General features: G+C 55.7%; 21 protein-coding genes. 10 read left to right on the top strand and 11 right to left on the bottom strand.

What is annotated here, in order from left to right:
• Window positions 1-59 precede the first annotated feature (59 nt).
• Window positions 60-1088, bottom strand: coding sequence for a helix-turn-helix domain-containing protein (locus AC2FIB_RS21905; protein ID WP_496842713.1), 1029 nt, complete (start codon window positions 1086-1088; stop codon window positions 60-62).
• A complete protein-coding gene (locus tag AC2FIB_RS21900) occupies window positions 1085-1738 on the bottom strand; it encodes a hypothetical protein (RefSeq protein WP_170804865.1) in 654 nt (217 codons plus the stop codon). Before AC2FIB_RS21900 ends, AC2FIB_RS21905 begins: the two co-directional genes overlap by 4 nt.
• A 121-nt stretch (window positions 1739-1859) precedes the next feature.
• Between AC2FIB_RS21900 and AC2FIB_RS21895 the strand changes: the two genes are divergently transcribed.
• Together AC2FIB_RS21895 and AC2FIB_RS21890 are read left to right on the top strand one after the other, a co-directional pair.
• Window positions 1860-2684 (top strand): hypothetical protein, encoded by an 825-nt coding sequence (locus AC2FIB_RS21895; RefSeq protein ID WP_170408651.1) that lies wholly within the window; start codon window positions 1860-1862, stop codon window positions 2682-2684.
• Between the two features lie 203 nt (window positions 2685-2887).
• Entirely contained in the window at window positions 2888-4570 is a 1683-nt protein-coding gene (locus tag AC2FIB_RS21890) for a sulfatase-like hydrolase/transferase (protein ID WP_496705840.1), read from the top strand.
• A 506-nt stretch (window positions 4571-5076) separates the two neighbouring features.
• Here the strand turns inward: AC2FIB_RS21890 and gyrB are convergent.
• Window positions 5077-7494, bottom strand: a complete 2418-nt coding sequence (gene gyrB, locus AC2FIB_RS21885) for a DNA topoisomerase (ATP-hydrolyzing) subunit B (RefSeq protein WP_496842712.1) — start codon at window positions 7492-7494, stop codon at window positions 5077-5079.
• A gap of 125 nt (window positions 7495-7619) precedes the next feature.
• Window positions 7620-8192, bottom strand: a complete 573-nt coding sequence (locus AC2FIB_RS21880; protein WP_496737784.1) for a TetR/AcrR family transcriptional regulator — start codon at window positions 8190-8192, stop codon at window positions 7620-7622.
• 98 nt (window positions 8193-8290) lie between these two features.
• On the opposite strand from AC2FIB_RS21880, the gene AC2FIB_RS21875 reads away from it, so the two are divergent.
• Entirely contained in the window at window positions 8291-8857 is a 567-nt protein-coding gene (locus tag AC2FIB_RS21875; RefSeq protein ID WP_496737783.1) for a carboxymuconolactone decarboxylase family protein, read from the top strand.
• Here AC2FIB_RS21875 and recF read toward each other — a convergent pair.
• The 6 genes from recF to mutM all read right to left on the bottom strand — a co-directional run bounded on the left by recF (window position 8854) and on the right by mutM (window position 15477).
• Window positions 8854-9951 carry a DNA replication/repair protein RecF gene (gene recF / locus AC2FIB_RS21870; RefSeq protein ID WP_496737782.1) on the bottom strand — a complete coding sequence of 366 codons (1098 nt, stop codon included), beginning with the start codon at window positions 9949-9951 and terminating at the stop codon, window positions 8854-8856. The genes AC2FIB_RS21875 and recF overlap by 4 nt on opposite strands.
• A 59-nt stretch (window positions 9952-10010) precedes the next feature.
• Entirely contained in the window at window positions 10011-11132 is a 1122-nt protein-coding gene (gene dnaN / locus AC2FIB_RS21865; RefSeq protein WP_058272968.1) for a DNA polymerase III subunit beta, read from the bottom strand.
• A gap of 228 nt (window positions 11133-11360) precedes the next feature.
• Window positions 11361-12746, bottom strand: coding sequence for a chromosomal replication initiator protein DnaA (gene dnaA / locus AC2FIB_RS21860; protein WP_496737781.1), 1386 nt, complete (start codon window positions 12744-12746; stop codon window positions 11361-11363).
• 540 nt (window positions 12747-13286) lie between these two features.
• Entirely contained in the window at window positions 13287-13550 is a 264-nt protein-coding gene (rpsT, locus tag AC2FIB_RS21855; protein WP_058272970.1) for a 30S ribosomal protein S20, read from the bottom strand.
• Window positions 13551-13782: 232 nt separating this feature from the next.
• Window positions 13783-14559 (bottom strand): acryloyl-CoA hydratase, encoded by a 777-nt coding sequence (acuK, locus tag AC2FIB_RS21850; protein ID WP_058276503.1) that lies wholly within the window; start codon window positions 14557-14559, stop codon window positions 13783-13785.
• A gap of 66 nt (window positions 14560-14625) precedes the next feature.
• Window positions 14626-15477, bottom strand: coding sequence for a bifunctional DNA-formamidopyrimidine glycosylase/DNA-(apurinic or apyrimidinic site) lyase (gene mutM / locus AC2FIB_RS21845; protein WP_496737780.1), 852 nt, complete (start codon window positions 15475-15477; stop codon window positions 14626-14628).
• Window positions 15478-15563: 86 nt separating this feature from the next.
• Between mutM and ubiE the strand changes: the two genes are divergently transcribed.
• Window positions 15564-16316, top strand: coding sequence for a bifunctional demethylmenaquinone methyltransferase/2-methoxy-6-polyprenyl-1,4-benzoquinol methylase UbiE (gene ubiE, locus AC2FIB_RS21840; RefSeq protein ID WP_058272973.1), 753 nt, complete (start codon window positions 15564-15566; stop codon window positions 16314-16316).
• On the top strand, window positions 16316-17845 hold the full coding sequence (gene ubiB, locus AC2FIB_RS21835) for a 2-polyprenylphenol 6-hydroxylase (protein ID WP_496737779.1): 1530 nt from the start codon (window positions 16316-16318) through the stop codon (window positions 17843-17845). Before ubiE ends, ubiB begins: the two co-directional genes overlap by 1 nt.
• 94 nt (window positions 17846-17939) lie before the next feature.
• Here ubiB and AC2FIB_RS21830 read toward each other — a convergent pair whose 3' ends face one another.
• On the bottom strand, window positions 17940-19115 hold the full coding sequence (locus AC2FIB_RS21830) for an acetyl-CoA C-acyltransferase family protein (RefSeq protein ID WP_496842711.1): 1176 nt from the start codon (window positions 19113-19115) through the stop codon (window positions 17940-17942).
• A gap of 118 nt (window positions 19116-19233) precedes the next feature.
• Here AC2FIB_RS21830 and AC2FIB_RS21825 point away from each other — a divergent pair, with 118 nt between their 5' ends.
• The 5 genes from AC2FIB_RS21825 (at window position 19234) to AC2FIB_RS21805 (ending at window position 23908) form a co-directional block, all read left to right on the top strand.
• Window positions 19234-19797: a helix-turn-helix domain-containing protein gene (locus AC2FIB_RS21825; protein WP_496779960.1), complete on the top strand. Its 564-nt coding sequence runs from the start codon at window positions 19234-19236 to the stop codon at window positions 19795-19797.
• A gap of 110 nt (window positions 19798-19907) precedes the next feature.
• Window positions 19908-21092 (top strand): glycine C-acetyltransferase, encoded by a 1185-nt coding sequence (locus tag AC2FIB_RS21820; RefSeq protein WP_496842710.1) that lies wholly within the window; start codon window positions 19908-19910, stop codon window positions 21090-21092.
• A 14-nt stretch (window positions 21093-21106) separates the two neighbouring features.
• Window positions 21107-22135 carry an L-threonine 3-dehydrogenase gene (tdh, locus tag AC2FIB_RS21815; RefSeq protein ID WP_496724273.1) on the top strand — a complete coding sequence of 343 codons (1029 nt, stop codon included), beginning with the start codon at window positions 21107-21109 and terminating at the stop codon, window positions 22133-22135.
• Window positions 22136-22180: 45 nt separating this feature from the next.
• Window positions 22181-23077, top strand: a complete 897-nt coding sequence (locus AC2FIB_RS21810; RefSeq protein ID WP_496737777.1) for a tryptophan 2,3-dioxygenase — start codon at window positions 22181-22183, stop codon at window positions 23075-23077.
• A gap of 3 nt (window positions 23078-23080) precedes the next feature.
• Window positions 23081-23908 carry an alpha/beta hydrolase gene (locus AC2FIB_RS21805; protein WP_496737776.1) on the top strand — a complete coding sequence of 276 codons (828 nt, stop codon included), beginning with the start codon at window positions 23081-23083 and terminating at the stop codon, window positions 23906-23908.
• The last annotated feature ends 211 nt before the right edge of the window (window positions 23909-24119 follow it).

The raw sequence follows: 24119 nt of genomic DNA, 5'->3' as shown, positions 1-24119 counted from the left end.
TTCGGTCGCTTGTTTGCCATTCGTGGTCCTCCGTTTCCTAAACATAACGGTGGACCAGTTCAGTTGGGGAGGCTCACAACCACTTTCGGCAGTGCGGCGATTTTTTTCCTGTTTACAATTTCGTGCTGTTCGAAAAAGTCTTCCTCTGGGTAGCTAATCATCTCCTTTAGAGCTTTGGCCACATGTTCTGATGATGGATCTGGTAGGAAGACCTGAAATGCGACAATCCAACTAGTAGCACAGTCAATCGCTGCACAAATCCACGGCCGACCTATTACCTCCCCGCTATCATCAACCAGCATTATGTCAGCTTTTGTGCAGTCCAATTCTATTTGATCGTAAGGTGCTGTTATATCATAGTATTTTTTGGCAATTCGCATGTGTTGGCGCGCCTCGTTACTGCCCAGTTGCCACTTTAGAACGTCAAAATGAGGGATTGTGTGCACAATCGCTTCGACTGCCTTGCGTCCGCAGCACCCAGGTTTTATGCCATTCTCATGGCAAACCAACTGGTATTGATTATAAGCGTCGCTAGACAGACTTGTTAGATTTTGTCTGTCCGACGACGTATATTGCATTTCCAATAGATCGAGCACTATCTCGTGGAAAACGCTGTCAAACCTTGGCATACGATTTCCTGAATTGCTGTGCTTGGGCAAAAGCGCTTCCGGCCCGCCGCGCCGATACAATTTGACCCAATTCTGAACAGTCGATTGCCTCGGAAAACGGTTACCCTTGATTTTGCAGGTGGGTTCTTCGGCGAACTCGCGTTGAAGTATCGGTATGCGTTTTGCCCAATGAACGCCTTCCTCCCCAAGCTTTAGTGCATTTTCCACAATGCGTAGTCTGAGCTGAGCTTCACGTGCATCTTTAGCGGTTACATTACGAGGACGTTTGTCGAAGCCTTCTTCCTTCACTAGCCCATCGTGCACATGGTCTCGATATTCTTGTCCAGATATCTCAAAAGGATCAACTTGGGAGTTCGATATCTGATATGCATCCCGCCCAGCTATCGCTCCATCGACAGCATAGGTTTCTCCCCTATATTTGATGGTTCTCTGGTGCCGCCTTTTGACAATCTGCTTCAAAATTCGATTACCTCCAGATGTCTTCGGTCGCGGTTCGCAGTATTCAGGTTCGTGGATGGCCCAAGAGCTTCACATGAAAAATCGAACACCAGATAGCCATCAAGAATAAGGCGAAGAATCTTCGCTTGGGGGATGCCAATGTTCTCTCTTAGTTCTTTGAACGTCACACGTTGCTGTTTGAGACACGCTATTTTGCTTGCAAGTTTAGGGGCGGTCTCTTCGGCTTGTCCTTGCAATAGCAGCCAAGCATTTCGATCAATCGGCCCCTGCAATAAGGACTCAGTTACAATGACAAGCGAGATTCCGACTTCGGCAAGAAGTGAAGGATAGTCCAGGTACTCAGGTTTCTTATCTATGTGAGCGCTGTGCTTGGCGTCCAAGTAGAACAAACGGCCGTCGACAAGTGTGACTTCTAGGTCTGGTGTATAAAGCTTAGGCCTGTACCGACGCCCTTCATAAGCCTCTAGCGCCGCTTCTTTGTTTGCAAATGCTCTTCCGGTTCCCATGTCGATTGTGCAAGGCTGTGGCTTAAGCGAGACCACACGAGGGTCGACCTGCATGCAACGAACCAGTGCTGCTTCCATTTGGCTTTCGAGCTGAATGACGCCTGGGAACTTGACGCCAGACATTTTGCCAGCGCGTTTTTTCATTCCGCGCTTGTGAACGCGTCGGGCCGTCGGGGGTGCGTGTCGATCTATCCTCATACGGGCTCTATACATGCATCCATTCGCATTGGCAATGGGCTCGATGCGAATAAAATGATTGCGACCGATGATGACTGAAGACGAATTTCAAGATTTGGCCAAAACTGAAAACTGGATTGCCCTCGGAGCGTGGCTGAATCGCGTTGTCCAAGACAGCCAAGCCTGCGGGTACGCGTTTCCGGACGATGCACTCCAAAGCGTTGCCGCTATTAGAGGCACAAAGCCTGCAAGCCTTCGCAATCCGATGTCCGCGGCGAAATGGTTAGAACAGAACCGACCCGATCTTTTTGAATCAAAGCCCGACTGGCTGGCCATGATGCAAGTTATTTTGCTTTCAAGGATAGATCGGTATGACCCTAGGAAATCCAAAGAGATAGCTGATGCCGTTCTTTCAGGGGAGTTATCTCAGGCGGAAACTAAGTCTATTCTTGATGAAGTTCGATTGGCGGAGAAGCCTGCGGTCGTGATTGCTAGAGGTGGTTTTGGCGGCCAGCGAAGAGCCCGAGACTTCGAAGTAAACGCAAAAATGCTTTTCAAACAGAACACTAGTGACATCTTCAATGTGGAAAATTTGACTGTTCGAGAAGGCAGAACGTTCGAGCCTCTTGCCACAGACTTAATCGTATACAAAGGCTCGGAGCCTTTTGCGGCGATTGAGATCAAAGGCCCGAGGAATAGAATTGATCCTGGCTACTTGATTGACCAACTGGCAAGAGCAGCACTTCTTTTGAGAAAGGTTCCTCAAGTACTATACGTTGTTCCTGAGCAATCTGAGTACAAACTGGGTGAACTTGTAGCGATACGAGACAAACTCGAAATCGAAGGAATTAAATTTGGGACATTGCCGGAGAAAAGTCGGCTCGCACCAAAAGATCTAAAAGTTCTGGGATGATGCACTCTCTAATGTTGGGTGTTATGCCGTGCGCGAAGGTCTGCAATGCGCAGGAAACGGACTTTGCAAAATATGATAATCGGCCGTTAGCTCACCTTGGTAGGCGGCACAGCAAATGGCGATAACATGGCGCAAGTAGACCGTAGCGTGACCCTCTGGTATTGACTGGTTTTCGAGAAGGCCCAAAACGCGGCCAACTTTGATTGAAACTCATTGTTTCCCGCCAACACAATAAAGGAAGCTCTAACTTGATTTTTCGAACCGCCTTATTTGCGTCCATTGTTGCTGCCACATCAGTTGCGGCCCAGGAAACTCCCATCGTCCATGACGGAGAATTCAATTTTCTTCGCGCTCAGTACGGCGAGCAATGGGATGCCCAAGACATTGAGATCGATAAGAAACTGGCGGAAGTTCGAGAAAGAAACGATGGTAAGCCCCCTAATATTCTCTACGTTCTCATCGATGACGTGAGTTTTGGCCTCATGGGCAATCCTGCGATGAACTTTGTCACCGGATTTGACACACCAAACATCAACGATTTCGCCGCAGAAGGCCTTTCTTTGATGCGGATGTATACTGAGCCTTCCTGCACACCTACCCGCACTGCATTCCTGACCGGAGGGCACCCAATTCGCGCGGGTGTCAAGGAAGTGAAAGTTGCTCTTGTTGGTGAAGGGTTGTCCAAGAACGAAGTTACCATCGCCGAAATACTCAATCAATCCGGCTATAACACAGCACATGTTGGGAAATGGCACCAGGGCGATATTGAGGAGTCATTCGCTCATAACCAGGGGTTTGATGTCGCGTATTTTCCAGTCCATCAGCAAGTGCAACTGAGCCTGATGACACCAGAGGCTGCGAATGCAGGTAACCTCAATGGCTGGCATCCATCCACTCAATCCGGGAAATATGGAATGGATGAACGGTTCAAACCTTATGGTCTTGTAACTGGCCTCGAAGCCAGGGCCGGAGAGACCGCACGGGAGGTAGGCATAGAAGCTGGCGAGGAATGGACACAGGCGCACTATGAACGCATGAACGAGACCTATCAGGCTCAGGTCTTGGAGCAACTTGACCGTTTGGCGGGAGAAGATGATCCATTCTTTCTCCAATACTGGCCGCTTTACCCAATCAATTTCACTTACGGCGAACAGCAGCGGTCCCGGAACGGTGGCTTTATGGCTGATAAAATGGAGCAACTTGACGATTGGATCGGTGATTTGATGGCCAAAGTTGATGAACTTGGAATTGCGGATAACACGCTTGTTGTGATTATGGCGGACAACGGCATCTTTAAGCAGTATTCGCCCACTTCAGGCATGATCGAATTGATTTACCGGGGCGGCAAAGCGGAACACCTCGAAGGAGGGGTACGTGTTGATGCTTTCGTACGCTGGCCAGCTGCAATCGAAGGAGGCAAGTACGCAGGGGACATCGTTCACGTTTCCGATCTATTCACAACCTTCGCCCGTATCGCTGGCGGAACTGAATTCATCCCGCGTGACCGGATCATCGACGGCGTGGACCAGACAGCATTGTTTCTTGAGGGGGATGGTAATTCGCGGAGAGATTATGTCTATATCTACGAAGGACCGGTTTTGCGTTCGATTGTGAAACAGGAATTCAAGATGCACATGCCTGCACCTGGTGTCCCAGGGGCCGCTGCGCCGGTGTTTAACATCCTTCGCGATCCGCGCGAGATGTATTCTGACATCGGCCAATCGCTTTGGTCCGGAGCGTCCTTCCAGGATATGGCCAAACGGCATCAAAAAATGATTGCAAAATACCCACATCGCGAGATTGGGACTGATGAACCCTATGGAGGCATTGAAAATCTGCGACCAGAAAGCGAACTGGCCCGCAAGACTTTTGCAAGCTGGCAATAACCAAAACGCCGCTTCACGGACTAGGTTAGTGTAGTTCCTGAAGCGGCCTCTCTGATTGGTGTTCACCCTTAAGAGTGGGTTTTCACCTTTTCTTCTTGAGCAGCACTACAGGTTGTGGATGGTTGGGATCCCAATTTTACCTAAACTGTGCTGCTTGGGCCAGGATGTCACCGCATGCTTTTTGTTCCGAAAATAACAAGTAGAACAACTCGACCTTCATGTACCGGTTGCTGAAAAAATTCCTGTAAATCAGACCAAGGTAGTTGCCAGTGCCTATGCCTGCTCGCCTCCCTGCTTGCGGATCGACCAAGTCCGCATTGGGCTGGAAGCGGCTATCCGAAAACCTTCCCCGGCAATACGTCGATGGCGCTAAACAAGCAAAGAATGAGACCCGAAGATATGGAACCTCGAACTAAGAAAGTTGAATGTTAATACGCCCAGAGTTTTGGGCCAAAAATGCAAATCTTTGGGCGAAATGCAAAGCTATGGGCGCACCTACAAAAATCCTAGAAATCCAGGTTTTCGACGCTCAGGGCATTTTGCTGGATGAACTCGCGGCGAGGTTCCACCACGTCGCCCATCAGCTTGGTGAACAGATCATCCGCTTCGACCATGTCGTCCACCCGCACCTGCAAAAGCGTACGTGCGTCCGGGTCCAGCGTCGTTTCCCAGAGCTGATCCGGGTTCATCTCACCCAGACCTTTGTAGCGCTGCAGCGACAGACCCTTTTCACCTTCTTCCAGAATGGCGCGCAGCAGATCAAGCGGGCCGTGAATTGCCTGTGACCGGTCGCGACGGACCAGCGTTGCCGGGGTGTTGTAGACCTCTTGCAGACTTTGCGTGAAGCTGCCGGTCTTGCGCGCCTCACCCGAACGCAGCATCGGGCCGTCCAAGGTACGCACCTCTTCCACGCCGCGCAAAATACGAGCAAGACGAATTCCGTGATCCTGAGTGATCCGGCCCTGCCAGCCGCGTTCGTATTCCAGCGCAATCAGGTCCAGACGGGCCGCGACTTTATCTGCCACGCCCTGCAAGTCCGCATCAACCGCGCCTGGCACAAAAGCACCTGCAACAGCGGCCTGTTCCAGGATGTGACGTGGATAATGGGTTGGGAAGGCGTCCAAGACGCGCTTCAACTGACGCGCTTCGTCGACAATGCGCGTCAGATCCTGACCCAGGATCTCTTCGCCAGAACCGAGCTTCAGAACTGCCCCTTCGACACCTTGGTTGACCAGGTATTCATCCATCGCGGCCTGATCTTTCAGGTACACTTCGGATTTTCCGCGCGCCACTTTGTAAAGCGGCGGTTGGGCGATGTAGAGATAACCGCCCTCAATCAGCTCAGGCATCTGCCGGTAGAAAAACGTCAACAGCAATGTCCGGATATGCGCACCGTCGACGTCCGCATCGGTCATGATGACGATTTTATGATAGCGCAGTTTTTCGATATTGAACTCGTCTCGCCCGATCCCGGTTCCCAACGCCATGACGAGGTTGCCGATTTCCTGAGATGACAACATCCGGTCAAACCGTGCACGTTCAACGTTCAGGATTTTACCCTTGAGAGGCAAAATTGCCTGAGTTTGCCGATCGCGGCCCGTTTGCGCTGATCCACCCGCGGAATCACCCTCAACCAGGAAGACTTCGGTTTTGGTCGGGTCCTTTTCCGAACAATCCTTGAGCTTGCCAGCCAGAAAATTCACATCCATCGCCGTTTTGCGGCGGGTCAGCTCGCGCGCCTTGCGAGCGGCTTCACGGGCCAGAGCAGCCTCGATAATTTTGCCAACGATAATCTTGGCCACGTTCGGATTTTCTTCGAACCATTCAGCCAGCTTTTCGTTCATCAGACCTTCGACTGCAGGGCGCACTTCGGATGACACCAGCTTGTCCTTGGTCTGGGACGAGAATTTAGGGTCGGGGACTTTGACCGACAACACACAGGTCAGACCCTCGCGCGCATCGTCGCCGGTAAAGCTGACCTTTTCCTTTTTCGCGATCCCGCTGGTCTGGGCGTAGTTGTTGATGGTCCGGGTCAGCGCACCGCGGAAACCGGCAATATGGGTTCCGCCATCGCGCTGTGGGATGTTGTTGGTGAAGGGCAGGACTGTCTCGTGATAGCTGTCATTCCACCACATGGCGATTTCGACACCGATATCGTCGCGCTCACCCTTGATATAAATCGGTTCAGGCATTGCGGAGGTCTTGGAGCGATCCAGGTATTTGACAAATTCCTTGACGCCGCCTTCGTAAAACAACTCGGTCTCCAACCGTTCTGCCGGGCGTTCATCAATCAGAATGATCCGTACACCCGAGTTCAGGAAGGCCAGTTCGCGCAGACGCTTTTCCAGCGTCTCGAATGAGTATTCCAGGTTTGAGAATGTATCCAACGACGCCAGAAACCGCACTTCGGTTCCGGTCCGATCACCGCATTCAGCGACAACTTTCAGATGCTCGACCGTCTCACCACCTTCGAACCGTGCAACGTGTTCCTTACCGTTGCGCCAGACACGCAATTCCAGCCAATTGGACAGTGCATTCACCACCGAAACGCCCACGCCGTGCAGACCGCCGGACACCTTGTAGGAATTGCTGTCGAACTTGCCGCCAGCATGCAGCTGGGTCATGATCACTTCTGCTGCGGACACACCTTCTTCGGGGTGAATATCGACGGGAATTCCGCGGCCATTGTCGCTGACCGAGACGCTGGAATCCGCGTGGATTTTGACGGTTACATGGTCCGCGTGACCGGCCAGCGCTTCGTCAATCCCATTGTCAACGACCTCATACACCATATGGTGCAGACCCGAGCCATCGTCCGTATCCCCGATATACATGCCGGGGCGCTTTCGAACTGCCTCTAACCCTTTGAGAACTTTGATGGAATCTGCACCGTATTCCTGGGGTGCCTGTGCGTCTTCGGACATGCCGTCAGTACCTATATTATTTTGGTAACTTATACGTTTTCTGGGGGGGATTGTCACGCGCTACCCCAACATTTTGTGCCGGTCTTGCGTGATTTAGTTTCTTTCGGCAGCTGACTGCCGAATCCCTACAAACGGTCGATATCGGCCGCTATATCCGCTGCGATTTCATGGGCGTCGACATCACTGCGCTCGGCCGACAAACGCAGCCCCAAAAGGTCAGATTGATAACGCGTCGCCAGCCGGTTCGGATCGTGGCTTAGGGCGATATCCCCGGCCTCTTGCGCCTGACGGAACAGCTCTGCAAAGCAGGCCTTCATCTCGGACATGAGAACACCCGCCCGACCGGCGAGCTCGTGATCCTTGGCCTGCAATTCAGCGTAGGTCTTGGCCAACATACAAGCCTTCGCGGGCGCTCCGCTTGCCTCGATAACCAAACGCGGCTGCGCTTTCAAAGCCTCGAGCGAACCTACCCGGTCAGCCAATGCCCGCAGCCGCGCAACACCCTCTTGCGCGTAGCGGTCCAACGCCAGCCCGTACAGCGCGTCCTTTGACCCAAAAGCCGCGTAAAAACTGCCGGGTTTCAACTTCAACTCGCGCTCAAGGTCTTTCAGGGATGTGCCAGCCCAACCCTGACGCCAGAAGATATCCCTGGCCCGGGCAATCAGGTCATCTCGGTCATATTCGGGTTTGCGTGGCATAACCTTCACCAATTCTTGAACGATTGCTCAAATATATACTTGAGTGATCACTCAAGAAAGACTATTTCTGCCTTACCCGCCAGAAAAGGAGTTCCAACATGGCCAATTTCCCGTCACATGATCTCGAATCCGCCCCCGAAGGGTCCAAACCGCTACTGGAAAAATCGCAAGCCGCTTTTGGCCGCCTGCCCGGCCTGCACAAGGTCATGGCCGAAAGCCCCCAGCATCTGGAAGGCTATCAGGTGCTGCATGGCCTGTTCATGCAGACCGACTTCGACAATGATGAGAAAACCGTCGTCTGGCAGACCATCAATGTGGAAAACGAATGCCACTATTGCGTGCCCGCTCATACCGGCATCGCCAAGATGATGAAGGTTTCCGACGAAATCACCGAAGCCCTGCGCAATGAAACCCCGTTACCTTCGGCCAAGCTTGAAGCACTGCGCACCTTCACCCTGCAAATGATGGAAACCCGCGGCAACCCGACCGAAGCACAGCTGCAGGCATTCTTTGATGCGGGCTACTCTCACCGCGCTGTGTTGGATGTGGTGCTGGGCCTCGCGCAAAAAACCATGTCGAACTACGTGAACCACATGGCAAAAACCCCGGTCGACGAAGTCATGCGCGGCTTCCTGTGGGAACGAAAGGTCGGCGAGCTGGCCTAAGCGGACACGACCGAGCCCTCAAAGCCATCACTCACGATCAATGATTGGGCCCGGTCGCCCAGTTCCGCAAACAGCTCAGGCCCGGTGCCCGTCATCCAGGCCTGAGCACCCAGCGCACAAATCTCATCATACAGTGCCGCGCGCCGATCCGCGTCCAGATGCGCCGCCACCTCGTCCAACAACACGATCGGGGGGGCGCCGATCATACTCGCCAAGGCTCGTGCGTTCGACAGGATCAATGAGACCAATAAAGCCTTCTGCTCACCCGTCGAGCAATCCTTGGCCGGAACGCCCTTGGCAGCGAACACCCCGTACACGTCCGACCGATGCGGCCCCACCAGCGTACGCCCGGCCGCCAGATCGCGGAACCGGCTTTCACTTAGTGCTTCGCGCAGATCCGCTTCCGTTTCCGGCATCGCACCTTCGGTCTGTACCAGCTCCAATTCCGCAGATGGAAACGCAGTTTCCGCCTGATCCTGCGCCGCGCGCAGATGATCCAGCGCCGAAAGCCGCGCCGCGTTAATACGATACCCCGTCTCCGCCATCTGCGCTTCAAGTGCAGCATACCAATGCGCATCGCGTACCTGCTCTTTCAGCAGACGGTTCCGTTCGCGCATGGATTTTTCATAGGTCAAAGATGCTTCAGCATGGGCCGGATCGAAACTCAGCGCGATCCGGTCCAGAAAACGCCGGCGTCCTTCGGCCCCCTCGATCCAAATCCGGTCCATCGACGGGATCAACCAGACAATTCGCGCCAGCTTGCCCAGATCAACCTGGCTGGACGCCTTGCCATCAATGCGAACCTGCCGCGCGACACCGCCCTCGGACCAGGTCTCAATCTCGTATTGTCGCCCCTGCGCCTGCAGCACCCCGGTCAGTTTCCAACCCAACGCCTCGGGGCGTCGGGTCATCTCGGTCGCGCTGGCCCGCCGCATTCCGCGACCGGGGGAAAACAGGGACACCGCTTCCAGGATGTTGGTCTTGCCCGCCCCGTTCGGTCCGTGAATCGCAACAGGCCGACCATCCAAAGATAGTCGCGCCAGCTTGTGGGACCGAAAATGCGAGACGGTAAGCTCGGTCAGGGCCAAACCCATGACCCCTCCCTTCATCTTTTCAAAAATACTCCCGCCGGAGGCATCGCACGTCCGTGCGGTCAGACGCGCATCGGCATGACGACGTATACCGCGCTCAGATCATTGCCTTCGCGCATCAGGGTCGGATCAGCCGCTGAATTGAACAGGAACACAGCGTTCTCACGATCCACCTGAGAGGCGATTTCCAGCAGGTACTTGGCGTTGAATCCGATCTCCAGCCGCTCGTCGCCATAGGCCACGGCCAGTTCTTCCTCGGCCGCGCCGCTATCCGGGGCGTTGACGGAAAGTACCAGTTTATCTGTATCCAGCTGCAGCTTTACCGCTCGAGACCGCTCAGAGGACACGGTTGCAACCCGGTCCACGGCCTTTGCGAACTCGGCCGCGTCGACTTCCAGCTGGCGCGTATTGCCCTGAGGAATCACACGTGTGTAATCCGGGAACGTCCCGTCGATCACCTTTGAGGTCAGCGTGATATCCGGGGTTGCAAAACGCACTTTCGTTTCACTGACCGACACGGCGATATCCATCTCATCGTCGTCCAGCAGCTTGCGCAGTTCGCCTACGGTTTTGCGCGGTACGATCACACCGGGCATGTCTGCAGCGCCATCCGGCAGATCCGCGTCGATGCGTGCCAGTCGGTGGCCATCGGTGGCCACACAGCGCAACACCTTGCCGCCTTCGGACCCGTCGGCCACATGCATATAGACGCCGTTCAGATAGTAACGCGTCTCTTCGGTCGAGATGGCGAATTTCGACTTATCGAACAACCGGCGCAGCAGGGCTGCCGAGGCAGTAAAGTTCGATTGGTATTCCGAAGACGCCATCACAGGGAAGTCTTCCTTTGGCAGCGTCGCCAATGAGAAATTCGACCGGCCTGCTTCAACCGTCAGACGCCCTGCGGCGCTGTCGGCGGTCAGTGTCACCAACGCTCCATCCGGAAGCTTGCGCACGATCTCATGCAACGTCGTTGCGGCCACCGTTGTGGCCCCGGCCTTTTCGACCTGTGCGGGCGCTTTGTCGACAACTTCGATGTCCAAGTCGGTCGCCCGGAACATGGCTTGATCGCCCTCGGCTTCGATCAAAACGTTGGCAAGTATGGGAATGGTGTTGCGACGTTCGACAACAGATTGGGCCTGGGAAACGGCCTTGAGAAGGGTGCCGCGTTCGATGCTGATCTTCATACCCTTAATTCCTCTGACTTGCGTGCCGAAATGGGCGGGACTGGCACGTTAGCGGTTCCGCCCTGAGGCACAAGGATTTTTTATGGATTTCTCGGTCGGATTGCCCAAAGCGTCAAGGGCCGCGTGGCCCTGCAAGCACAGTTCATTTCCAACCGTGGAAAATAGCGCACAAGAAAACGCCCCGGGCGTGAGGGTCCGGGGCGTTTCTCAAGTGATATGGGTAGGAGCTCAGGCTTCCAGCGCGCGCCGCAGCATTTCCACATCTTCGGCGATCTGGCCGTCCGTGGTTTTCAGCTCTTCGATGCGTTTTACGCCGTGCATGACAGTCGTGTGGTCACGTCCTCCGAACCGGCGCCCGATTTCCGGCAGGGACCGGCTGGTCAGTCGCTTGCACAGATACATCGCAACCTGACGCGGGCGGGCATAAGACCGCAGGCGTTTAGGTCCAATGATGTCGGACAGGCGGATGTTGTAATAGTCCGAAACCTTGCGCTGAATCTCTTCGACCGTGATCTTGCGCTCGGATGCGCGCAGCACATCGGCTAGACAGTCCTGCGTCAGCTCCATGTCGATCTCGCGTCCCACCAAAGAGGCAAAAGCGAACAGACGGGTCAGAGCACCTTCCAGCACGCGAACATTAGTCGAGATCCGGTGCGCCAGGAATTCCAGGACGCCATCGGCAATTGTCAGGTCGGGATATGTGCTGCTGTATTGCTGCACTTTGTTTTGCAGGATACCCAAGCGCAGTTCATAGTCGGTTGGGTGCAGATCGACCACCAGACCACATTGCAGACGGGACTTCACCCGATCCTCTAGGTCCTTGATCTCACCCGGGGCGCGGTCGGCCGAGATGATGATCTGCTTGTTCTGGTCCACTAGTGCATTGAAGGTGTGGAAGAACTCTTCCTGCGTCGAATCTTTGCCCGCGATGAACTGCACATCGTCCACCATCAACACGTCAACCGACCGGAACAAATGTTTGAAGTCCATCATCCGGCGCTCGCGAAGGGCCTGCACGAAACGGTACATGAACTGTTCCGCCGACAAATAGAGCACGTTCAACTCGGGGTGTTTTGTTTTCAGCTCCCATGCGATGGCATGCATCAGGTGCGTCTTACCCAGACCAACGCCACCGTATAGAACCAGCGGGTTGAAGGTCACAGGACCACCTTCAGACACACGACGCGCTGCGGCATGGGCCAGTTCGTTGGGTTTGCCAACGACAAAACTGTCGAAGGTAAAGCGGGAATCCAATGGCGCGGCCTGCAAGGATTCAAACGCGCCATTCGCGGCTTCCATCTGCGGCGCAACAGGTGCATCCCGCACAGCTGTCGGCTCGGATTCGGTGTCTACCTTAGGGCGCGCCGGTGAGTTGGCAGCGACGCGAAAGGCCAGTCGTTGAACCGTTTCCCCTGCGGTGTTCATCTCATACAATATGAGATCCGCAAAGTTCTGACTGACATAGTTGCCCATGAAGTTTGTCGGCACGGAAAACACCGCTACGCCGTCCTGCAACTCTTGGAATTCAAGAGGTTCGATCCAGGTCGTGTAGTTGTTTTTTCCAATGGCCTTGAGCAACTTGTTTCGTAGTAGTCCCCATTTCTCTTGTGTCATTAAGCGCCTCACGCATCCCATTCTTTATTGGCCTGTCGGCCTTATTGCTATTTTCCGGTTGCCCGGATTATGCTTTCACACGCAAAGGGATACCCGACGCCAAACCGCAGAAGTTTGGCGGGTGTGTTTTAGAAAGTCCGCACATCCCTACTTGCCGGCGCTCCATACCCGAAACGCCCTGAAAACAGGGTTGCGCAACGCAATCTCAAATTCGACAGGGCTTGGTTCCCTGGTGACCCAAGGACCGCAGCAGATTAGCAAACCAGTTGCCAACATTCGTTCCTGACCGTCCTGATGCCCGTCAGTCTAGTCGTTGGAACAGCCTGTCCCCCCAAGCGAGTGAATCGCTGTAACAGTGGTAGCAAGAGGCCAAGGCATCCGGCAACGAAACTCTGATATTGACTCGTAACTTTCGCCGAAAGAATCTCTCGGTTTTGTGAAGGCGCGGCTTTCCGGCAACAGCAAAAAAAAAGCGCCGCAGGGCGCGGCGCATTTTCTACCATTTCACCTTGTTTGGTTGACCCTAGGTCAACCCGGGCCTTAGCCCAGCGCTTTTACACGAGCCGACAGGCGCGACATTTTACGCGACGCTGTGTTCTTGTGGAAAACGCCTTTTGTGACGCCGCGCATCAGTTCAGGCTGAGCTGCGCGCAGTGCTGCGGTTGCAGCGTCCTTGTCGCCGGATGCGATCGCTTCTTCTACCTTACGCAGGTAGGTACGGATGCGCGAACGACGTGCTTTGTTGATTGCGAAACGGCTCTCGTTCTGACGAGCGCGTTTTTTTGCTTGGGGCGAATTAGCCATGTGTATCTCTGACCTTTGGTTCGGTACGTTGTCTAGGGTTGCGCGCCACGGAATATCCGCACCGGATCAGAAATCACGAGTGTGAGTCGGGCCAAGCGGGCCGCACGCGCATGTATGGTGGCGGTTACTACCCAAGTTGGCTGGGTTTGCCAAGCCGATTCTTTTGATACGCATAACTGGTATGAAAAAGGCGGGCAAAGGCCCGCCGGTTTCGATTTGATCAGGGAACCGCTTACTTGTCGCGGAATTGCGCGGCGCGTTTTTCCAGGAACGCGGCCATGCCTTCTTTCTGATCTTCGGTCGCGAACATTGAATGGAACACGCGGCGTTCGAACAGCATGCCTTCGCTCAACGGCAGCTCATAGCTGCGGTTTACCGACTCCTTGGCTGCCATAGCGGACAGTTGGGATTTCTCGGCAATCTTCTGGGCTGCGCCCATCGCCTCATCCATCAGCTTCTTGGCGGGAACGACGCGGCTGACAAGGCCAGCGCGTTCAGCTTCTTCTGCGTCCATGAAACGGCCGGTCAGGTTCATATCCATGGATTTGGACTTGCCGACAAACCGCGTCAGGCGCTGGCTGCCCCCAAGCCCGGCAATGACGCCAAGATTGATCTCAGGTTGGCCAAATTTGGCAGTGTCCGCTGCGATGATGAAATCGCACAGCATCGCAAGTTCGCACCCGCCGCCCAACGCATATCCGGCTACGGCAGCGATGATGGGCTTACGGATCGCGCACACGCGGTCGTTCAGAGCACCAAACAGGTTCGAGCTGTAGACATCCACAAAACTCATCTCGGACATTTCCTTGATGTCCGCGCCCGCAGCGAACGCCTTGTCCGACCCGGTGATGACGATGCAGCGCACTTTGTCGTTGCTATCCGCATCTTCCAATGCCGAGCACAATTCCTGCGCCAGTTGTGAGTTCAGCGCGTTCAGCGCATCGGGCCTGTCGAGCTTGATAAGGGCGACGTGGTCTTCGATTTCGACGATGATCGTCTCAAAAGCCATGAGGTGAAAGCTTCCGGTTGTTCCGTTCAGGTACGATTCCTTACCACGCGCATTCGCTGGATCAAGCTATCTTTGGCATTGCGCACAGTAGAAGGATGAGCGACCGGACTGGGTGATTCTTTTGATTGGAGCCCCACAACCGTCAGTCCTGCAGGGTTCTCCCTCACGGCCATAGACGTCAAAGCTGTGCTGAAAATATCCAAGTTCTCCATCGGCTTGGCGGAAATCGCGTAGGGAAGATCCACCTGCTTCGATGGCGTCCTGCAATACCTTCCTGATGATCGGAACAAGTGCTGCGACTCGGGTCGCAGAAATTTGGCCGGCTTTGCGACGTGGCGACACTCCGGCTCGAAATAGCGCCTCGCACACGTAGATATTGCCCAGGCCGGCAACGATTCCCTGATCCAGCAGCGCCGATTTGATCGGAGTGTTCTTTCCCCGAAACGCATCGATCAGATGTTGTTCGTGAAAATCATTACCCAAAGGTTCAGGCCCGAGGACAGACAGCAGCTTGTGATCGTCCGCAGTTGCTGTCTGCAATAGGTCCATCGCACCAAACCGGCGCGGATCGTTGAACCTGACACGTGCGCCATTCGCCATGTGAAAGACCACATGGTCATGTTTTTGGGTTATCGGATGTTCATGCACGAATTGCCCAAGCGGATCGCCGGATACGGTCATCCGGCCTGACATGCCCAAATGGATCAACAAGGTTTCACCACTGCTGAGATCGGCAAGAATGTATTTTGACCGACGACGCAATTTTTGAACCGTCTGCCCGGTCAACCGCTCGGCCATCCGTTCAGGGAAAGGCCAGCGCAGATCGGGGCGATTCACATCTGCCCGGTCGATCACCACGCCTTCCATCGCTGGGCTCAGGCCGCGTCTTACTGTCTCGACCTCGGGCAATTCCGGCATTACACGGCTCCTATTCCAAAGGGCCGCATTGTGCCCCGGTTCCAGAGCCCTATAACAGAGGCGAAATTCGAAAAACGGCAAGGCTAATGTCCGACAACAGCGACAAGACCACTCATTTTGGGTTCGAAACCGTACGTGAGGCTGAAAAGGCCGGGCGTGTACAGGGCGTGTTTAACTCGGTCGCCTCGAAATATGACGTGATGAACGATGTCATGTCGATGGGCATTCACCGGGTCTGGAAAGACGCGATGATGGACTGGCTTGCGCCGCGCCCAGGCCAGCGCCTGCTGGATGTCGCAGGTGGCACCGGAGATATCTCGTTCCGCTTTTTGAAACGCGCCGGCTATGGCCATGCTACCGTGCTGGACCTGACCGAACCGATGCTGGTCGAAGGCCGACAGCGCGCCGAGGCCGACCAGATGGCCGACAGCCTGAACTGGGTGGTCGGCGACGCGATGGCTCTGCCCTTCGACGACAACACATTCGACGTCTACACTATCTCGTTTGGCATCCGGAACGTGACCCGCCCGCAAGAGGCCCTGAACGAAGCATTCCGTGTGTTGAAACCCGGCGGCCGCCTGATGGTGCTGGAATTCAGCCAATTGCCTAATGACGGGCTGCAAAAGCTATACGATCTTTACAGCTTCAACGTCATACCGCGCATGGGGAAACTCATCGCCAATGACTACGACAGCTATCAATACCTGGTCGAATCGATCCGCAATTTCCCGGATCAGGAAACGTTTCTGGGCATGGTCCGCGCGGCCGGATTTGAAAATGCCAAGTACCGCAACCTGAGCATGGGCATCGCCGCGCTGCATTCCGGCTGGAAAATCTGATGCGGGGACCACACAACATCATTCGCCTGATCCGCACAGGCGCCACTCTTGAGCGCACAGGCGCCATGAACGTTGTGCTGGACGCGTTCGAAGCTCCGCGCGCAATCCGGTTTCTGGCGCATGCTTTGGGAAAACCGTTCCAATGGCTGGGTTACAAAGGCGATCCTGACATGCCCCCCGCCACAAGGGCGCTGACGGCGCTTGGACCGGCATACATCAAGTTTGGTCAGGTACTGTCGACCCGTCCCGATGTGGTCGGGGATGAGTTGGCCGAACAACTGCGCGTGCTGCAGGACAAGCTGCCCCCGTTCTCTAAAGCCGAAGCCATGGCTGAGGTTGAAAAGGAACTGGGCCAGCCGGTTTCCGAAGTGTTCAGCGAGTTCAGTGAACCCATCGCCGCGGCCTCGATTGCTCAGGTCCACAAGGCCAAGTTGGTTAGCACCGGCGAAGACGTCGCCGTCAAAGTTCTGCGCCCAAACATTGAACGCGCCTTCCGCAAGGATGTAGACGCATTTTACTTCGCCGCACGCATCGTGCAGCTATTCGCCCCCGGTGCGCGCCGCCTGCGCCCGATGGAGGTGATCGAACATTTCGACGGCGTCGTACGCGGCGAGCTCGACCTGCGGCTGGAAAGCGCCGCCGCGTCGGAATATGCGGCCAACACCAAGAACGACGCGGGCTTCTGGCTGCCCCCGGTCGTCTGGTCCCTGTCCGCCCGCCGCGTGATGACGCTCAGCTGGGCTGACGGCGTTCCGCTGGGCGAAAATGCCGCGCTGGACGCCGCCGGGCACGACCGTGGCGATCTGGCGGAACGCGTGCTGCGCTTGTTCCTGCTGCACGCACTGCGTGACGGTTTTTTCCACGCTGACATGCATCAAGGCAACCTGAAGGTCGCGGCCAACGGGGACATCATTGCCTACGACTATGGCATCATGGGTCATATCGACGAATATACCCGCCGGGTTTATGCCGAGATCCTCTTTGGCTTTATTCGCCGCGACTACAAACGCGTGGCCGAAGTGCATTTCGAAGCTGGCTATGTTCCTGCCGACAGGGACGTCGACGAGTTTGCCCGCGCCTTGCGCGCGGTCGGCGAGCCTATCTTTGGCATGGATGCCACTCATATTTCGATGGGACGCCTACTGAATTACCTGTTCGAGGTGACAGAACGGTTCGGCATGGAAACCCGCACGGAACTGATCCTGCTGCAACGGACAATGGTGGTCGTCGAAGGCGTGGCGCGGTCGCTGGACTCGCGCATCAACATCTGGGAAGTCGCCCGCCCGGTTGTCGAAGATTACATCAAGCAATCCATCGGCCCCCGCGCAGCACTACGGGATTTTGGCAAAACCGCCATGGTACTGGCCCGCTTTGGCCCGCGCCTGCCCGCTTTGGTGGAAAATGCGCTGATCGCGCAGACGCATAAGGACGACACTCAAAACAGAGGCCTATCGGCGGCCATTCTTCCGGCAGCCATTGGCGCCGCTGCTGGCGCCGCAATTGTCCTGCTCCTGACAGCCTTCACCTAAGGCAAATCCGCCAGCTTCACCTGGCCAAAAATATCTTCGGGGGAAATCCCGCAAGCGTGATGGGGGGGCAGACAGCCCCCCTACCCGATCCGGATTAGATTCGCTCGAAGGCAATGGCGATACCCTGTCCGCCACCAATGCACATCGTGACCAAGCCCTTCGACCCCCCGATGCGTTCCAACTCATACAACGCCTTAAGGGTGATGATCGCGCCTGTAGCGCCCACCGGGTGCCCCAAAGCAATTGCCCCCCCGTTCGGATTCACCTTGGCGGCATCCAGCCCCAGTTCTTTGTTTACGGCCAAGGCTTGCGACGCGAAGGCCTCGTTGCTTTCGATCACATCGAAATCCTCGATCGACAGGCCCGTACGCGCCATCAGGTTCTGAACAGCCGGAAGCGGTCCGATCCCCATAACCTCGGGACGGACACCAGCGTGACCATATCCAAGAATGCGCGCCTTGGGTTTCAGACCCGCTTTCTCAGCTGCTTCAGCCGTAGCCAGAACCATCGCGGCGGCACCGTCGTTGATGCCGGACGCGTTTCCAGCCGTCACCCGACCGTCCTTCTTGAACGCCGGGCGCAGTCCTGCCAGCGCCTCGGCCGAGGTCTGCTTGGGGTGTTCGTCGACCGTGAAATCGACCATGTCGCGTTTGACTTTGACCTGAACCGGCGCGATCTGGCTTTCAAAATAGCCAGCCCCAATCGCAGCAGCAGCCCGCGCCTGGCTGGCAAGGGCAAATTCGTCCATTTGCTCACGCGTGATCTGATGCTCATCCGCCACGTTCTCGGCTGTCACACCCATATGACCGGTGCCAAAGGGACAATTCAGGGCACCCAGCATCATATCGAGCGATTTAACATCCCCCATCTTCGCACCCCAGCGCGCCTGAGGAACGATGTAGGGGCTGCGCGACATGCTTTCGGCACCTCCGGCCACGGTAAATTCTGCATCACCCAACATCAGAGACTGCACAGCGGACACAATCGCCTGCGCCCCGGACCCGCACAGGCGGTTCACATTCATCGCGGGCGTTTCGTTCGGAATGCCCGCTTGTTTTGCAGCGGCGCGCGACAGGTACATATCGCGTGGCTCGGTGTTGATCACGTGGCCAAAAACAACGCTGCCGATCTGGGTCGGTTCGACCCCTGAACGTTCCATCGCCGCTTCCGTCACCACGGTCGCAAGATCAATCGGCGCGGTTGATGCCAGCGCCCCGCCAAACGTACCAATCGCGGTGCGGGCACCATCAAGAATCACGATGTCTTTCATGTCTCTACTCCTCCGGAATTTGACGGCACTATGCATCTGCGGCATCAGGCTGTCCCATGGAACGTACCGTCACAAGCAGAATTGACATATGACGGACAAACGCGCATGAGATTCCGTCATGACGGAAAATCCAGACGATATCCTGACACGCCTGCCCGCTCGCCTGAAAGAGGCACGTCGGGCCAAGGGTCTGTCGCTTGAAGCCGTGGCAAATCTTAGCGGCGTATCCAGATCGATGGTCAGTCAGATCGAGCGGGGCGAAAGCAGCCCGACGATCTCGACCCTGTGGAACCTGACACGCGCCTTGCAGGTGGATTTCGCGGGTCTTCTGGAAGAAGCGAACAGCGCTGACCAGATCGAGGTTCTCAGGAAATCCGAAGTTCCCAGCATCGACAACATGGGCCAGAATTGCCGGATTCGTATTCTGTCACCACCCGAGGAAGCAGGTGGTCACGAAGTCTACGACATTCAGTTCGACAAAGACGGCGCACTGAACAGCCAGCCCCACGCCCGTGGAGCACGCGAGCAGTTGACCGTGCTGGAAGGCGCGGTTCGTGTGACTTCGGGATCTGCCATCAGCGACCTGAAACAGGGTGATACGGCGCGTTATTCGGCGGACATCGCGCATTCGATCGTCGCCAATGGGCCTGCGCGGGTTTTCCTGATCGTCAAAAACGCCTAATTCCAGCGAAATTCCGTCTTCGCGGATTTTTTTCTCGTATATTGTAATTCCCCCATTTGGGAATTATGTCCGTTATGTTAGATATGCGACTCAGACAAACGGAGACCGCCATGGCTGATGCATTCCTGTCCCACATCACGGACACCCTCGCGCAGATCGAATCTGAGGGTCTGTATAAACGCGAACGAATGATCACCTCGCCTCAGGGTGGTGAGATTACGGTGGGCGACAAACAAGTCATCAACTTGTGCGCCAACAACTATCTGGGTCTGGCCGATCACCCCGCTCTGATCGATGCCGCCAAAGGCGCTATGGAACCCAAGGGATTCGGCATGGCCTCGGTCCGGTTCATCTGCGGCACGCAAGACATCCACCGTGAGTTGGAACAGAAGCTGGCCAAATTCCTGAACAAGGATGATTCGATTCTGTTCGCCGCCTGTTTCGATGCCAATGGCGGACTGTTTGAGCCTTTATTAGGGCCTGAAGACGCCATCATCTCGGACAGTTTGAACCACGCCTCGATCATCGACGGCGTGCGCTTGTGCAAGGCCAAGCGCTATCGCTATCTCAACAATGACATGAACGATCTTGAGGCTTGGCTGAAGCAGGCGCGCGAGGATGGCGCGCGACATATCATGATCGCCACCGATGGCGTGTTCTCAATGGATGGCTATCTGGCCAACCTGCCAAAAATCCGAGAGCTAGCCGATAAATACGACGCCATGGTCATGGTGGATGACTGCCACGCCACAGGCTTTGTGGGGCCGAACGGCGCGGGCACACCGGATCACTTCGGCGTCGATGTGGACATTCTGACGGGAACCTTGGGCAAGGCACTTGGTGGGGCAATTGGCGGCTACATCGCCGGGCCGCAGCCAGTGATCGACCTGCTGCGGCAGCGGGCGCGGCCCTATCTGTTCTCAAACTCGCTGCCACCCTCTATCGTCGCCGCCGGATTGGAAGCAATCCGCTTGGTCGAAGAGGGCGACATGCTGCGCGCGCAACTGTTCGGCAACGCGAAGTACTGGCGCGCGGGGTTGGAAAAGCTGGGCTTCGACCTGCTGCCCGGTGAACACCCGATCATCCCGGTCATGCTGGGCGAGGCGCAACTGGCGCAAGATATGGCGTCGCACCTGTTCGACGAAGGCGTCTATGTCTCTGGCTTTTTCTTCCCTGTGGTCCCACGTGGTCAGGCACGGATTAGAACACAGATGAATGCGGCTCTAACAAAGGACGAATTGGACCGTGCGCTGTCCGCCTTTGGCAAGGTCGGCAAAGAATTGGGAGTGATCTGATGCGCCCCAACACAATGAAAGCTTTGGAGAAATCCAAACCTGAGGAAGGTCTGTGGATGGTGCAGGCCCCGGTGCCCGAAATCGACGCGGACGAGGTTCTGATCCGCATCAACAAGACCGGCATTTGCGGGACAGATATCCATATCTGGAACTGGGATGACTGGGCTGCGGCCACAGTGCCAATCCCGATGATCACGGGCCATGAATTCGCGGGCGAGATTGTTGAGATAGGGCGTAATGTAACCGGACTTGAGATTGGCCAGCGCTGTTCTGGCGAAGGGCATCTGATCACCACCGACAGTCGCCAAAGCCGAGCGGGCAAGTTCCATCTGGATCCTGGTACACGGGGCATCGGTGTAAACGAACAGGGGGCTTTTGCCCAATACCTGAAACTTCCTGCCTTCAACGTGGTGCCCTTGCCTGAAGACGTACCTGACGAGATCGGAGCCATCCTCGACCCGCTGGGCAACGCGGTTCACACGGCGCTCAGCTTCGACCTGTTGGGCGAAGACGTTCTGATCACAGGCGCAGGCCCAATCGGCATCATGGCAGCCGCTGTCGCCCGGCATGCAGGCGCGCGGCATGTGGTGATCACCGATATCAACCCGGATCGCCTAAAGCTGGCCGAACACGTCGTGCCCACCGTGCGGTCCGTGGATGTCAGCAAGGAAGACCTGCAAGACGTCATAACCGAGCTTGGTATGCAGCAGGGGTTTGACGTTGGGCTAGAGATGTCCGGTTCGCAAGCCGCGCTGGACCAGATGGTCGAGGCACTGGTGATGGGCGGCAAAATCGCCTTACTGGGCATTCCCCCCGGAAAATCCCCGGTGGATTGGAGCCGTATCGTCTTCAAGGCCATCACCATCAAAGGTGTTTATGGGCGTGAAATGTTCGAAACATGGTACAAGATGATCGCCATGTTGCAGAACGGTCTGGACGTCAGCCGGGTCATCACACACCAGATGAAGGTCGACGATTTCGCCGCAGGTTTTGACGCGATGAAATCCGGCCAATCCGGCAAAGTGGTTCTGGACTGGACTTAACGCTCTGGAATTGCGCGAGATCAGTCCCTAAACAGGGGTGAAATCATGCGTTTGGAGGAGCAAATGGGCGACAAGGACCGGTATCTGGAACGCGGGATCGAGGACACTCTGGTCACCGATTTCGCGGAAACCCATCGCAAAAGTTATGGCGACTTCCTGCAGCTCAAGACCTTGTTGAATCTGCAAAAAACGTTTCAGGACCCTGCGCAGCCGGATGAAATGCTGTTCATCATCATCCACCAGGTCAGCGAACTATGGCTGAAACTGATGCACCACCAACTGGTCGAGGTGCGCCGGTTCCTGCAACAGGACGAATTCGGCCCCGCGATGAAGAATCTCGACCGGGTCAAGGCGATTCAGCGCCAACTGATCTCGGCTTGGGAGACGTTGCTGACCATGACGCCGGCCGACTACATGACCTTTCGCGAGGCGTTGGGCAGTTCTTCGGGTTTTCAAAGCTACGGCTATCGTCAGATCGAGTTCATACTAGGCAACAAGGATGCCTCGACGCTGAAGGTTCACGCACATGATCCCGAAGTGATGGCGATGCTAGACGCCGCACTGACGAAGCCGTCCTTGTATGACGAAGTGCTGCTTATGTTGTCCCGTCAGGGTTTTGATGTGCCTGATGATTTACTGAACCGGGACTATGCGCAGCCATATTCCGGCGACAACCGCGTGGTGAAGATTTGGGGGCAGGTGTTCCGCGACACGGACAAATATTGGGACCTTTACGCGCTGGCAGAAAAGCTGATGGACGTCGAATCCCTGTTCCAACGTTGGCGCTTTGACCATGTCACGGCTGTGGAACGTGTCATCGGCAACCAACCCGGCACGGGTGGATCCAGCGGCGTGTCCTTTCTGCGCAAGGCCCTGGATTTACGCTTCTTCCACGACCTCTACGATGTGCGCACCGAATTGATGTATGCGGGGCAGGAGTAGGCGATGCTGTATCGAGGGTTCTCTCAGGATGAGCTGGAGCGTGAATACTCTCCCAGTTCGATGATCGGTGGCGATCTGACACCCTATCTAGACAGCTATACCGCACTCAGCGCGCAGCACCGGGCGAGGATGGACGTGAAGGAAAACGTCGCCTATGGCGATTCACCGGCGCAAGTGCTGGATTTCTTTCCCGCGAAAGGAGCAGGTGCGCCGCTGCATATCTTTGTCCACGGCGGATATTGGCAAGCGCTCAGCCAACGCGAATCGGCGATGATGGCCCCTGCGCTGATTGAGGCCGAGCAATCCTTTGCCACGTTGAATTACACGCTGGCCCCGGATGCGCGGCTGGATCAGATGGTCAACGAATGCCGCGATGCCCTGCTTTGGCTGGCAGAGAACGCGTTCAATTTGGGCTTTGATCCGTCGCGGATCACCCTATCGGGACACAGTGCAGGCGCGCATCTGGTGGCCATGGTCATGGCGACCTCGGCGGATGCGTTGGCCCGCGCGGGATTGCGCGTGCGCGATGTTATTCTAATCAGCGGCGTCTATGATCTGGAACCGATCAGCCTGACCTCGGTGAACGACCCGCTGCAGTTGACCCCGGTCGAGGTGCACGATCTGTCCCCGATCCTGCACTTGCCACCCCCCGGTCCACGCTATCAAGTGACGGTGGCAGAACGGGACACGCCTGAATTCATCCGCCAAAGCCGTGATTATGCAGAAGCCCTACGCAAAGGCGGGCATTCGGTCAGTTTCGATTTGCTAAAGGGCATGCAGCACTTCGATATCATCATGCATCGTGGGACGTTTTTGCCGGCAAATCGGTAGTCAAAGGCATTGAAAATCAACTGATTTGGTATTTTCCCTGGAAATTAGCACGACCATTACAAACCTTACATTTGTGGCCAAGCTTCGAACGCCCGGTTCGAGCCTAAAGCAGTTGTTACAAAATTGGCTTTGGCCAAAGGACTTCATCTGGAACTCAGTCCAGCGTGTTCTTGTAGACTTTGCCGTCTTTCATGATCAGATCGAAATTCTC

This window comes from Ruegeria sp. YTSA072 (genome assembly GCF_059610285.1).
The sequence above is the reverse complement of the archived record's forward strand: the minus strand, read 5'-3'. Positions and strand labels throughout refer to the sequence as shown.